The organism is Pseudomonas sp. MT3, assembly GCF_054720805.1.
This window is the reverse complement of record NZ_JBTVPY010000014.1, coordinates 148,270-160,128: the sequence shown is the minus strand read 5'-3', so window position 1 is coordinate 160,128 and position 11,859 is coordinate 148,270. Positions and strand designations below refer to the sequence as shown.

At 68.4% G+C, this 11,859-nt stretch carries 13 protein-coding genes; 5 read left to right on the top strand and 8 right to left on the bottom strand.

Features of this window, described 5'->3' with window-relative positions; all coding sequences use genetic code 11:
• Nucleotides 1–174: 174 nt before the first annotated feature.
• The 4 genes from ACYCAX_RS16450 to pdxR all read right to left on the bottom strand — a co-directional run bounded on the left by ACYCAX_RS16450 (nucleotide 175) and on the right by pdxR (nucleotide 4,849).
• A complete protein-coding gene (locus tag ACYCAX_RS16450) occupies nucleotides 175–873 on the bottom strand; it encodes an anaerobic ribonucleoside-triphosphate reductase activating protein (RefSeq protein ID WP_294974376.1) in 699 nt (232 codons plus the stop codon).
• A complete protein-coding gene (gene nrdD, locus ACYCAX_RS16445) occupies nucleotides 870–1,016 on the bottom strand; it encodes an anaerobic ribonucleoside-triphosphate reductase (RefSeq protein WP_015479043.1) in 147 nt (48 codons plus the stop codon). The genes ACYCAX_RS16450 and nrdD overlap by 4 nt, the downstream gene beginning before the upstream one ends.
• A 40-nt stretch (nucleotides 1,017–1,056) precedes the next feature.
• A complete protein-coding gene (locus tag ACYCAX_RS16440) occupies nucleotides 1,057–3,081 on the bottom strand; it encodes a ribonucleoside triphosphate reductase (RefSeq protein WP_460248399.1) in 2,025 nt (674 codons plus the stop codon).
• A 337-nt stretch (nucleotides 3,082–3,418) separates the two neighbouring features.
• Nucleotides 3,419–4,849, bottom strand: coding sequence for a MocR-like pyridoxine biosynthesis transcription factor PdxR (gene pdxR / locus ACYCAX_RS16435; protein WP_460248398.1), 1,431 nt, complete (start codon nucleotides 4,847–4,849; stop codon nucleotides 3,419–3,421).
• 264 nt (nucleotides 4,850–5,113) lie between these two features.
• Between pdxR and cbpA the strand changes: the two genes are divergently transcribed.
• Together cbpA and ACYCAX_RS16425 are read left to right on the top strand one after the other, a co-directional pair.
• Nucleotides 5,114–6,082: a curved DNA-binding protein gene (cbpA, locus tag ACYCAX_RS16430; protein ID WP_460248397.1), complete on the top strand. Its 969-nt coding sequence runs from the start codon at nucleotides 5,114–5,116 to the stop codon at nucleotides 6,080–6,082.
• An 11-nt stretch (nucleotides 6,083–6,093) separates the two neighbouring features.
• Entirely contained in the window at nucleotides 6,094–6,381 is a 288-nt protein-coding gene (locus ACYCAX_RS16425) for a chaperone modulator CbpM (protein WP_294974416.1), read from the top strand.
• Between the two features lie 36 nt (nucleotides 6,382–6,417).
• Here the strand turns inward: ACYCAX_RS16425 and ACYCAX_RS16420 are convergent, their stop codons facing one another.
• Complete coding sequence (locus tag ACYCAX_RS16420; protein ID WP_015479038.1) at nucleotides 6,418–6,978, bottom strand: NADPH-dependent FMN reductase; 561 nt, start codon at nucleotides 6,976–6,978, stop codon at nucleotides 6,418–6,420.
• 197 nt (nucleotides 6,979–7,175) lie between these two features.
• On the opposite strand from ACYCAX_RS16420, the gene ACYCAX_RS16415 reads away from it, so the two are divergent.
• The 3 genes from ACYCAX_RS16415 to ACYCAX_RS16405 are packed head-to-tail and all read left to right on the top strand — an operon-like array spanning nucleotide 7,176 to nucleotide 9,264.
• Nucleotides 7,176–7,916, top strand: a complete 741-nt coding sequence (locus tag ACYCAX_RS16415; protein WP_294974360.1) for an NAD-dependent epimerase/dehydratase family protein — start codon at nucleotides 7,176–7,178, stop codon at nucleotides 7,914–7,916.
• Nucleotides 7,913–8,395: a cupin domain-containing protein gene (locus ACYCAX_RS16410; RefSeq protein WP_294974357.1), complete on the top strand. Its 483-nt coding sequence runs from the start codon at nucleotides 7,913–7,915 to the stop codon at nucleotides 8,393–8,395. Before ACYCAX_RS16415 ends, ACYCAX_RS16410 begins: the two co-directional genes overlap by 4 nt.
• Before the next feature lie 23 nt (nucleotides 8,396–8,418).
• The gene (locus tag ACYCAX_RS16405; protein WP_294974354.1) at nucleotides 8,419–9,264 is read left to right on the top strand and encodes an arylamine N-acetyltransferase family protein; all 846 of its coding nucleotides are present in this window, start codon (nucleotides 8,419–8,421) and stop codon (nucleotides 9,262–9,264) included.
• A 9-nt stretch (nucleotides 9,265–9,273) separates the two neighbouring features.
• Here ACYCAX_RS16405 and ACYCAX_RS16400 read toward each other — a convergent pair whose 3' ends face one another.
• The 3 genes from ACYCAX_RS16400 to ACYCAX_RS16390 all read right to left on the bottom strand — a co-directional run bounded on the left by ACYCAX_RS16400 (nucleotide 9,274) and on the right by ACYCAX_RS16390 (nucleotide 11,843).
• On the bottom strand, nucleotides 9,274–9,729 hold the full coding sequence (locus tag ACYCAX_RS16400; protein ID WP_015479034.1) for a DUF2214 family protein: 456 nt from the start codon (nucleotides 9,727–9,729) through the stop codon (nucleotides 9,274–9,276).
• A 186-nt stretch (nucleotides 9,730–9,915) separates the two neighbouring features.
• Nucleotides 9,916–11,265, bottom strand: a complete 1,350-nt coding sequence (locus tag ACYCAX_RS16395) for an MATE family efflux transporter (RefSeq protein WP_460248396.1) — start codon at nucleotides 11,263–11,265, stop codon at nucleotides 9,916–9,918.
• Nucleotides 11,266–11,441: 176 nt separating this feature from the next.
• Nucleotides 11,442–11,843: a YkgJ family cysteine cluster protein gene (locus ACYCAX_RS16390; RefSeq protein ID WP_015479032.1), complete on the bottom strand. Its 402-nt coding sequence runs from the start codon at nucleotides 11,841–11,843 to the stop codon at nucleotides 11,442–11,444.
• Nucleotides 11,844–11,859 lie beyond the last annotated feature (16 nt).

Here is an 11,859-nt window from a genome sequence, read left to right as displayed (position 1 = left end):
GGCTCGGATATCCTTCGCGCTGATGACTACCCAGCAGCCGTATCGGCCTGCGGCCGATACGGCGGGGTAGACATAGAATCTCCTACAAAAGCGCTTGAGGTGGAGTTGAATTGTAGGAGCGCGCCATGCGCGCGATCGCGGGCATGGCCCGCTCCTGCAAGGGAACACTGGCGTTCAGGCATCACGCAGTTCGAAGGATGGAAACAGCGCATAAAGCTCCCGCCAGAGATCGATGGCGCCTTGGGGCGCCGGCGTGGCGATCAGGTCGGGATCGAGCTGCCGACCGCTGCGAGCCAACTGCACGACGAAGTTTTCCACACCCCTGCGGCGTAACTGCGTCGCCAGTTGGCGCAGGCGCTCCAAGTCGAACAATTGCCAGTGCACAGTCGTGCGGCACTCGTAGCCAACGCCACTCTCCAGCAACAGCTCCAGGCTGCGCCAGTTGGCGGGCCCGCTGCGTTTGACGCCGGTGATCGCATCCATGTCCTCGGCCAGTCCCTTCACGTCGAAGCCGACCCAGTCGGCATGGGGCAGCGCCCGCGAGAAGGCGTCCGGGCGGATGCCGGCGCTGTGCAGGCCCGTGCGGAAACCCAGCTCGTGCACGCTGGCCATCGCACTCGGCAGCGCGGCTTGCAGCGTCGCCTCACCGCCGCTGAACACCACTGCCTGCAACAGGCCCTGGCGTCGTCGCAGGAAGGCCAGGATGTCGTCCCAGTGGATCTCCGCTTCGCCGCGCGGCGGAATCAGCTCCGGGTTGTGACAGTAGCGGCAGCGCCAGGCGCAGCCCTGGCAGAACAGCACGCAGGCGAGCAGGCCGGGATAGTCGAGGGTGGTCAGGGGCACGAGGCCCCCGACCCTGAGCACACTGCTCATCGCGTCTCGCGGAAGTGACGGCGTTCGCGGTGCTCGGATTGCTTGCCGGCGTTGAATGCCGTCACCGGGCGGTGATAGCCCATCACGCGGGTCCATACCTCGCAGCGTTGGCGCTGGCTTTCGGGCAGTTGGTTCGCGGTCATCGGTAGTGCTCCTTTTGCGTGGATGAAAGTGAAAGGGGAATCAGCCGCCACAGCCGCCGCAGCTCTTGGTCGCGGCTTTCTGCAACGCGGCTTCGTCGCACCTGGGGCAGAACTCGTGTTCGCCGGCGAGGTAGCCGTGCACCGGGCAGATGGAGAAGGTCGGCGTCACCGTCAGGTAGGGCAGGCGGAAGCGGCCGAGAGCGGTGCGCACCAGGGTCTTGCAGGCCTCGGCGCTGGAGATGCGCTCGGCCATGTACAGGTGCAGCACGGTGCCGCCGGTGTATTTGCACTGCAGGGCGTCCTGCAGTTCCAGTGCCTCGAACGGGTCGTCGGTGAGGCCCACCGGCAACTGCGAGGAATTGGTGTAGTAGGGCGCTTCCGGGGTGCCGGCCTGGAGGATGTCCGGGTGACGCTTCCGGTCCTCGCGGGCGAAACGGTAGGTGGTGCCTTCGGCCGGCGTGGCTTCCAGGTTGTAGAGGTGCCCGCTGTCCTCCTGGAAGCGCACCAGCCGTGCCCGCACATGGTCCAGCAGCTCCAGCGCCATCTGCCGGCCAGTCTCGGTATGCAGGCCTTCGCGGTCGTCGGTGAAGTTGCGCAGCATCTCGTGCAGGCCGTTCACGCCGATGGTGGAGAAGTGGTTGCGCAGGGTGCCCAGGTAGCGCTTGGTGTAGGGGTAGAGCCCGGCGTCCATGTGCTGCTGGATGACCTTGCGCTTGACCTCCAGGCTGTCGAAGGCCAGCTCCAGCAGGTAGTCGAGCTGCCGGTAGAGGCCGACCAGATCGCCGCGATGGCGATAGCCCAGGCGCGCGCAGTTGATGGTCACCACGCCCAGCGAGCCGGTCTGCTCCGCCGAGCCGAACAGCCCGTTGCCGCGCTTGAGCAGCTCGCGCACGTCCAGCTGCAGGCGGCAGCACATGGAGCGCACCTGGTTGGGCTGCATGTCCGAGTTGAGGAAGTTCTGGAAGTACGGCAGGCCGTAGCGCGCGGTCATCTCGAAGAGGCGCGTGGCGTTGTCGCTGTCCCAGGGGAAGTCGTGGGTGATGTTGTAGGTCGGGATCGGGAAGGTGAACACCCGGCCGTGGGCGTCGCCGGCCTGCATCACCTCGATGTAGGCGCGGTTGATCAGGTCCATCTCGGCCTGCAGCTCGCCATAGGCGAAGGGCATTTCCACGCCGCCGACATAGGGAATCTGCTCGCGCAGGTCTTCCGGGCAGACCCAGTCGAAGGTCAGGTTGGTGAAGGGCGTCTGGGTGCCCCAGCGCGAGGGCACGTTGAGGTTGTAGATGAACTCCTGCAGCGCCTGGCGCACCTGTTGATAACTCAGGCTGTCGTTGCGCACGTAGGGCGCCAGGTAGGTGTCGAAGGAGCTGAAGGCCTGGGCGCCGGCCCACTCGTTCTGCAGGGTGCCGAGGAAGTTGACCATCTGCCCCAGCGCGCTGGACAGGTGCTTCGGCGGCCCGGCCTCGACCCGCCCCGGCACGCCGTTCAGGCCTTCGCTGAGCAGGGTTCGCAGCGACCAGCCGGCGCAGTAGCCGGCGAGCATGTCGAGGTCGTGGATATGCAGGTCGGCCTCGCGGTGGGCGACGCCGATGCCTTCGCTGTAGACCTCGTCCAGCCAGTAGTTGGCGGTGACCTTGCCGGACACGTTGAGGATCAGCCCGCCCAGGGAATAGCCCTGGTTGGCGTTGGCGCGCACCCGCCAGTCCTCCCGCGACAGGTATTCGTTCATCGACGTGGCGACGTCCACCAGCGTCTTGCGCTCGCGGCGCAGGCGGCCGTGGCGTTCGCGGTAGACGATGTAGACGCGTGCGGTGGGGTAGTGGCCGGCTTCCATCAGGGCGCGCTCGACGACGTCCTGCACCTGCTCCACGTCCAGGTCGTTCCGGGCCGGCAGGCGGGCCAGCACGCGACGGGTCAGCTCCCCGGCGTGGGGCGCGGTGAACTCGCCGCTGGCCTCGCCGGCGGCGGCGATGGCGCGTTCGATCTTGCTCGGGTCGAAGGCGGCTGAGCTGCCGTTGCGCTTGCGCAGGCTGGCGGGAAGAGGGGCGGTCCGTGTCAGGGGCATTGGCTGGATTCCACAACATGCTGTGTCTCGAGTTATTCAAGACAACAAGATGTTGTGGGAATCTAACGGCATTGCCCGTAGGAAAATTGACCTCGGTCAACGTCGAGCGTCAGTCAATTTTTGCCATCGGAGGTATTGACCGGCACACGCCCCCGGAATCAGCCGAACAGGGGCGCCAAAGGCTTTTTCTGGCGGCTAGCAAGGGACCCATCGGTGATTTGGCCGAGTCGGTTCGCGAGCAAGCTCGCTCCTACAGGGGAACACCGGCATGCCCTTCGTAGGAGCGAGCTTGCTCGCGAACGGGACGTGCCGGACGCTATTGCGTCGCCAGAGAGCTTCAGCCGAGCAAGGGCGCCAGCCGCTCTGCCAGGCGCCCGGCGAGCTGTTCGTCGGTGACGTTGGTGAAGCTCATGAGCAGCGCCGGCTCGCGCCTGGCCTCCACGCACCAGGCGTTCAGCGCCTGCAGGCCGAGGCCCTCGGCATGGGTGCGGCGGGCGACGGCGAGGTCGTCCTGGTCCAGCGCGCCGATCAGGTGCAGGCCGCCGGGGGTGTCGGCGAAGCGCAGACGCGCGCCGAGGCGTTCTTCCAATGCGTTGCGCAGCCATTGGCGGCGCCGGGCATAGAGCGTGCGGGTGCGCTTGAGATGGCGGGCGAAATGGCCTTCCTGCATGAAGTCGCACAGGGTCGCCTGCAGCAGTTCCGCGCAGCCGGAAGAGAACACCTGCTGGGCGCGCACGAAGTCCTCCACCAACTCCGCCGGCACCACGAGATAGCCCAGGCGCAGGGCCGGGTAGAGCACCTTGCTGAAGGTGCCGGTGTAGAGAACGCGGCCAGCACGGTCGAGGCTTTTCAGCGCCGGCAGCGGGAAGCCGGCGTAGCGGTACTCGCTGTCGTAGTCGTCCTCGACTATCCAGGCGCCGCTGCTCGTCGCCCAGTCCAGCAGGGCCAGGCGGCGCGGCAGGCTGAGAGCAACGCCGGTGGGGCTTTGTTGCGATGGCGTGACCAGCGCAAAGCGCGCCTCCGGCGCGCGAGTGATGCCGTCTTCCACGCGCAGGCCATCGGCGTCCACCGCGATGGGCACTGGCACGCCGCCGGCCCGGCGCAGCAGTTCGCGGCCGCGCGGGTAGCCGGGGTCTTCGTGCCAGAAGCGCTGGCCGGGTTCGAGCAGGGTGCGGCTGATCAGGTCCAGCGCGCCCTGATAGCCGGCGCAGATGAATACCTGCTCCGGGGCGCAGACGATGCCGCGAGAGACGCCCAGGTAACCGGCGACCGCCTCGCGCAGCGGCCCGTAGCCGCAAGGCTCCGGGTAGGCCAGCATGGACGCGCTCTGCTGGCGCAGACGGCGTGCGCACAGGCGCGCCCAGAGCGCGCGGGGGAAGGCATCCAGCGCCGGCACGCCGAGCTGGAACGGTCGCAGGGTCGGGCCGTGGGCGATCAGGCCGGGTAGGCTGCGTTCTACCGTCGCCGGATCGACCCGGATGGGCGGCGGGGCACTGGTACGCCCCGCCAGTTGCGGTGAAACCACGGTGCCCGCCGGTCCGCGCGCCAGCAGGTAGCCCTCGCTGGTCAGCAACTGGTAGGCCAGCCCCACCGTACCGCGCGCCACCCCCAGTTCGCCGGCCAGCCCGCGCACCGGCGGTACGCGTTCGCCGGGGCGCAACGCACCACGGGTGATGGCATCGCGGATTCGCTCGTAGAGCTGGCGGTAGATCGGCAGTTCATGGCTCGGGTCCAGCGGTTGGCGCAACGAATCGAAGGGCGCGGTCATGGCCTATCCAGGGCGGCGATTAATCCGGAAGACGACTATGCCATGACCGGTATCAAGGCGTCCCGGCGGCCGCGATGCAGGATCAGCGTCTAGGCTTGCAGGCAGTGTTGAAAAGCTGGCGCCGCGACTCCATCTGTTGTCGCAGAAGCCCGTTTTTTCCACCTGTTCGCCTCGCAGTGCGCGCAGCGGCTCCGGCTGCCCGCGTGAATCCCCCGTGTCCCAGGCGCCGACAGGTCCAACGCATGTGAGGAGTGACCGCTACCGATGGAATTCAAGGACTATTACGCCGCGCTCGGGGTCGAACCCGAGGCGGACGAGAAGGCGATCAAGACCGCCTACCGCAAGCTCGCGCGCAAGTACCACCCGGACGTCAGCAAGGAGCCGGACGCCGAGACGCACTTCAAGGAAGTCTCCGAGGCCTACGAAGTGCTGAAGAGCCCGGAGAAGCGCGCCGAGTACGACGAACTGCGCAAGTACGGCGCGCAGGGGCCGCAGTTCGAGGCACCGCCCGGCTGGCAGCCGCGCGGTGGTTTCGACGGCCCGTCGCCGGGGCACGAGCAGGACTTCAGTGACTTCTTCGAGCAGATCTTCGGTGCCCGCGCCGGCGGCTCCCACGGTGGCTTCGGCGGTGCGCGCCAGCCGCAGGCCCACCGTGGCCAGGATGTGGAGATGGAAGTCCCGCTGTTCCTCGAGGAAACCCTTTCCGGGGACAGCCGGCCGATCAGCTTCAGCCTGCCCAGCTTCGATGAGTACGGCCGCAAGCTGCCGCCGCAGAACAAGACGCTGAACGTGAAGATCCCCGTGGGCACCGCCGACGGCGAACGCATCCGCCTCAAGGGGCAGGGCGCGCCGGGTATCAACGGCGGGCCGGCGGGCGACCTGTACCTGGCGATCCGCCTGGTGCCGCACCCGGTGTTCGACGTCGATGGCCGCGACCTCGTCGTCACCGTGCCGGTGGCACCGTGGGAAGCGGCGCTCGGTGCCAAGGTGGAAGTGCCCACGCTGGACGGGCGGATCAACCTCGGCATCCCGGCCAACAGCCAGGCCGGCCAGCGCCTGCGCATCAAGGGCAAGGGCCTGCCGAACAAGGGCGAGGCCGCTGCCGGCGATCTCTATGCGGTGCTCAAGGTGGTGATGCCGAAGACGGCGGACGAAGCGACCCGCAAACTCTGGGAAGAACTGGCTGCCAAGGCGGCCTTCGACCCCCGTGCCGATTGGGGTAAACGCGCATGACGACGACAGTGATGGTGGTGGACCTCGACGAGCTCTGCCAGTCGGTGAACCTCCCCCGCGACGTGCTCGTCGAGATCGTCGAGGTGGGTATCGTGGAGCCCCGCGAACGACGCGCAGGGCATTGGCTCTTCGATTACCAGGCGGTCAGCGTGGTGCGCCGCGCGGTCCGGCTGCGCCGCGAGTTCGAGCTGGACTGGCCGGGCATCGCCCTGGCGTTGCGCCTGCTGGACGAGGTGGACGAGTTGCGCGCGGAGAACCGTTACCTGCGCCAGCGCCTGGCGCGCCTGCTGGAGGAGTGATCACGAGAGCCGGCCCCTGGGGCCGGCTCCTGGGGATCAGCGCGGCTGGTTCTGTTCGATCCAGCGCGAGAACGCATCGATGATGCTCTGCAGGAAGGGCTGGGTCTTCTCGGACAGCTTGCCGGCCTCGTCGAAGAAGCTGCCGGCGCCGCCCAGGTAGGCCTCGGGTTGCTGCAGTACCGGCATGTTGAGGAACACCAGCGACTGGCGCAGGTGATGGTTGGCGCCGAAGCCGCCGATGGCGCCCGGTGATGCGCTGACCACGGCGCAGGGTTTGCCGCCCCAGGCGCTCTTGCCGTACGGGCGCGAGCCGACGTCGATGGCGTTCTTCAGCACGCCGGGCACCGAGCGGTTGTATTCCGGGGTGACGAACAGCACTGCGTCGGCGCGGGCGATGCGCTCGCGGAAGGCAGCGTAGCTGGCCGGCGGGGTGCCCGTGTCGTGCTCCTCGTTGTACAGCGGCAGATCGCCGATCTCGACGATTTCCAGCTTCAGGTTGGCCGGCGCCAGTTCGGCGAAGGCCTTGGCGATCTTGCGGTTGAGGGATTCCTTGCGCAGGCTGCCGACGACTACGGCGACATCGAAGACTTGGCTCATGACGACTCCTTCAAGAACGGGTATTGAGCCGTTTGTTATAGACGATGGCGGCGGCTCTGCCCGGATCTGGATCAAATGTGCTGGCGTCATGTCCCAGTGGGTTTGCGTGATCTTGGCTCTGTGGGCTGGGGCATGTCGGTCCTAGAGTGAACCCATTCTTCACTCCCCCTAGCCATCCGCCCGTTTCGAGGTCGACCATGTGCATGAAAGTGTTCTTCGCCGGCGCCAGCGGCGCCATCGGCAAACGCCTGCTGCCGCTGCTGCTGGAGCGCGGCTACCAGGTGCTCGCGGTCAGCCGTTCGCCGCAGCGCGCCGCCGCGCTGGAGGCGGTGGGCGCCCAGGCGAGGGTGCTGGACGTCTATGACGCCGCCGCATTGCAGGACGCCCTGCGAGCGTTCCAGCCACGCTGGGTGATCCATCAGCTCACCGACCTGCCGGCGGGCCTGGACCCGGCGCAGATGCCCGCCGCCCACCCGCGCAATGCCCGGCTGCGCCGCGAAGGTACCGCCAACCTGGTGGCCGCTGCCCTGGCCGCTGGCGCCGAGCGCATGGTGGCGCAGAGCATCGCCTGGGCCTATGCACCGGGCGAGGCGCCGTTGCACGAGGAGCAGCCGCTGGACCTGGCGGCCGCCGGCAACCGTGCCGTGAGTGTCGGCGGCGTGGCCGCGCTGGAATCCGCTGTACTCGGCGCCACGCCGATGGAAGGCATCGTACTGCGCTACGGTCGCCTGTATGGGCCGGGTACCGGCAGCGATGCCCCCGACCCACGCCTGGCCGTGCATGTGGATGACGCCGCCCGCGCCGCGCTGCTGGCGCTGGAGTGGGGCGTCCGTGGTTGTTACAACGTGGCCGAGCGGGACATCGAGGTCAGTTCGGCCAAGGCCCGCCATCGCCTGGGGTGGCAGCCGGGCTTCCGCCTGGAAGGAGCCCTCCCATGAGGTCCGTGCCGAGCCACGAAGCCCGCGTCGGATGGCTGCTGGCCGCCGCCGTGGCGGCGGGTGCGCTGCTCTGGCAGCCGTGGTCGCGCCCGCTGGTGCAGCTCGCCGACGGTCCCGCGCAGCCTCGGGCCGATGCCAGGCCGAGTACCCAGGTCAGCCGCCTGTCCTGCGAGCCGCTGGCGGAGGTTCCCGGCAAGGTCGTCACCACCTTGCAGGTGGACTTTCCGCCCGGCGCCCACACGCCGGCGCACCGGCATCCGGGGGCGTTGACCGCCATCGTCCTGTACGGCCAGGTGCGCTCGCGGATGCAGGGCCTGCCGGCGCGGACCTACGGTCCCGGGGAAACCTGGTTCGAGCCCCGCGGCGAGCTGCACCTGTTCGCCGAGAACCCCAGCGCCAGCACGGCGGCCCGGCTGCTCGCGGTGATCATCAGCGACGAGCACTGCGGCCCGCTGGTGATCCCGGAACCCACTCATTGAATGCTTCGCGAAAGGAGATTCGCATGACCCCGCTCACCCCCTTCAGCGCCGCCCAGCTCGACGCCACGCTGGCCCGCCTCGGCCTGCCGGCTGCGCGCCCGGCGCCGACGCTGGCGAACCTCGATCGGCTGATCGACGCGGCGCTGCACCGGCTACCGTTCGAGAACCTCGACGTGCTGCTGGAGAAAACCGTGGACATCGATCCGCAGGCGGTCTTCGCCAAGTTGGTGGAACAGCGTCGCGGCGGCTACTGCTTCGAGCTCAACAGCCTGTTCGCACGCCTGCTGACCAGCCTCGGCTACCGGGTGACGCTGCTGGTCGGGCGGGTGCGCTGGGGGCTGCCGGCCGATGCGCCGCAGACCCCGCAGACGCACCTGCTGCTGCGTATCGACCTCGCCGACGGTGCGTATCTGGTGGACATCGGCTTCGGCGGGCCCGCATCGTCCCGCGCGCTGCCGCTGCGGGTGAACGAGGAGCTGCCCGGCGGCTGGCGGCTGACCGGCGAGCCGGACGGCGAACTGGAAATGGCGGCGCGTTCCCCATCCGGCTGGCAGACGCTGTACCGCTTCACCCTGCAAGCGCAGCAATGGGTCGATTACGTCATGCGCAACTGGTACACCTCGACCTATCCGCAGAGCGTGTTTCGCCGCTTCCTGCGCGTGGCCGTCAGCGAGGGCGGTGCGCGGCTGTCGTTGAACAACGGCCAGTTCACCCGGCGTACCGTCGACGGCAACGTCGAGCAGCGCAGCATCGAGGATGCGGACGAACTGCTGACGGTATTGCGCGAGCGTTTCCGCCTGTGGCCGGCGGAGCGAGAGGTAACGGCCTTGCGCCAGCGCCTGGCGGGGCTGCTCGCGCCCCGGGAATGAGCGTCGGGGTCAGCCGATCATTCCGTAACCACGCGCCATCAGGCTGGCCAGCAGCGGCAGGATCAGCAGGACCAGCAGTTCCAGGCGGATGGTCATGGTCACCAGCCTGGCCTGGCGCGCGCCGACCTGCGGGACGCGGCCGGCCTTGAGGTCGTTGCGCCAATTGAGGAAGGTCATGGTCGGCAGGATCGACAGCAGCGCGACCAGTACGAACAGTCCGATCTTGGCGTGGAACAGGCTGTTGTGCAGGTAATACTCGGTGCCTTTGGCGAACCACACCACCCGCGCCGCGCCAGTCAGCAGCACCGCGCCGGCACAGGCGCCGTAGGCGATGTCGACGACGATCAGGCTGCGCGCGCGTTCCAGGTCCAGCGGCAGGCGGAACAGGCGGTGTTCCAGCACCAGCAGGGCGAACAGGACGAAGATCGACAGGTAGTGCAGGTAGGCGGCAATGGCTTGGGCCATGAGGCGTGTCCTTCTGGTGGGGCCTTCGATGGGGCGCGCGATGGATCCTGCGGGCGGCGCCCGAGCGTCGCGCGGCCACGTCCGGCGTGCCTGGCACTGTAGAGGGCGGAATCCGCGCGTTCCAGCGCAGCCCCCACTTTTTCCCCACGCGCCGCCGCTCGACGTGACGCTCCTTCGTCCCGTGCCTTACGTCTCGGCGGGCGCCTGCCAGGCGTCGTGGCGCGTCAGTCTCCAGGCGTAGGCGCCGAGAATCAGCCCGCGCAGCAACATGAAACTGAGGAAGGTCAGCCACAATCCGTGATTGCCGAAGGGTTGCAGCAGCAGGCCCAGCGGCAGGCTGGCGGCGCAGGCCAGGAGCATGGCGTTGCGCATCTCGCGGGCGCGGGTGGCGCCGATGAACAGGCCGTCCAGCAGGTAGCTCCACAGGCCGATCAGCGGCAGGCAGGCGAGGTAGGGCAGGTACTGGTCGGCGGTGGCGCGCACCTCGGGAATGTCGCTCTGCAAGGCGATGAACAGATGTCCGGCGAAGGTGAAGAACGCCACGAACAGCAGGCTGGCGATCAGCGACCAGCCGCAGGCCACCACCAGTGAGCGGCGCAGCGCGGTGCGGTCGCGACTGCCGATGGCGTGGCCGCACAAGGCTTCCACGGCGTGGGCCAGGCCGTCCAGCGCGTAGGAGGTGACCATCAGGCCGTTGAGCAGCAGCGCGTTGGCGGCCACCGTGGCATCGCCCAGGCGCGTGCCCTGCACGGTGAGCAGGAAGAACACGCCCTGCAGCGCCAGGCTGCGGATGAAGATGTCGCGGTTGACCATCAACAGCGGCCGCCAGCTCATCCACGCGCGCAGGCGCGACCAGTCCGGCTGGCCGGGATAACGCCTGAGCGCGCCACGGGTCAGCGCCAGGCCGAGTAGCGCGCCGCTCCACTCGGCGATCACCGAGGCGCGCGCGGCGCCGGCCACGCCCCATTCCAGGCCGAGCACGAACCACAGGTCGAGGGCGATGTTGATCAGGTTGGTGGTCAGCAGGATCGCCAGCGGCGCGCGGGCGTTCTGCGTGCCGAGGAACCAGCCGACCAGCGCGTAGGTGGCCAGCGCCGCCGGCAGGCCGAGCAGGCGGATGTGGAAGAACTGGCGGGCCAGTGTGTCGAGTTCGGCGGACGGGCGCATCAGTGCCAGGGCGGGATCGCTCAGCGGCAGCGCCAGCACGCCGAGCAGCAGGGCCAGCCCGAGCGCGAGCAACAGTCCCTGGCCGAGAATCCGCCGCAGCGCGCCGCCGTCGCTGCGGCCGGCGGCCTGGGCGGCGAAGCCGGTGGTGCCCATGCGCAGGAAGCCGAGCACGCCCACCAGCAGGGTGTAGAGCCCGCCGCCGACGGCCACCGCGCCCAACTGGTGGGCATGCGGCAGATGGCCGATCACCGCGCTGTCCACCAGCGTGACCAGGGGGACGGAAATGTTGGAGAGGATCATCGGCGCGGCGAGCGCCCAGACGCGACGGTGGGTCGGCGAATGACGCCAGGCTTCGAGCAGGGGGGTCATGCGGGGCTCCTGAGCAGGCCCGCAGTATAGCGAGCCGGTTCAGGCGCGGGCGCCACCGGTAGGAGCGAGGGGGACGCCATCGTTATTGTTCGCGAACCGCATGGCACCGTGCCTTGCAGGTTCGCGAGCAAGCTCGCTCCTACGAGAAGACACGAAACGGCTTAGCTGCCCGGCGCTCAGGCAGTCTTCTTGCGGTAGGCGCAGTAGCCGGGGCGCGGGCCGACCTGCGGGTGGTTGCGGCAGGTGTCCGGGCGCTTGGCGTAGATGGTGCACAGGCGGGTCTTGCGGTCGAGGAAGTAGCAATCGCCGTTGCTGGAGCGGGTCAGGGTAAATATGCCGCTCTTCTGGTTGAAGCGCTCGACGACGCCTTCCTTCAGCAGGCGCTTGGCGATGTTCTTCGCCGGTTCATCGCGCTCGAATTCGTCGACGATGCCGATACGGATCAGGTCGTTGACGTTCACTTCCGCCGGCATGGTGCAGCAGGTGGCGTTGCAGTCCTTGCACAGGCCCGAGGTGTACTTGGCCCAGGTTTCCAGGCGGTCCAGTTCGGCGTTGGCGATCAGCGGCGGTTTTCTCATGGCGGCATTCGGCGGG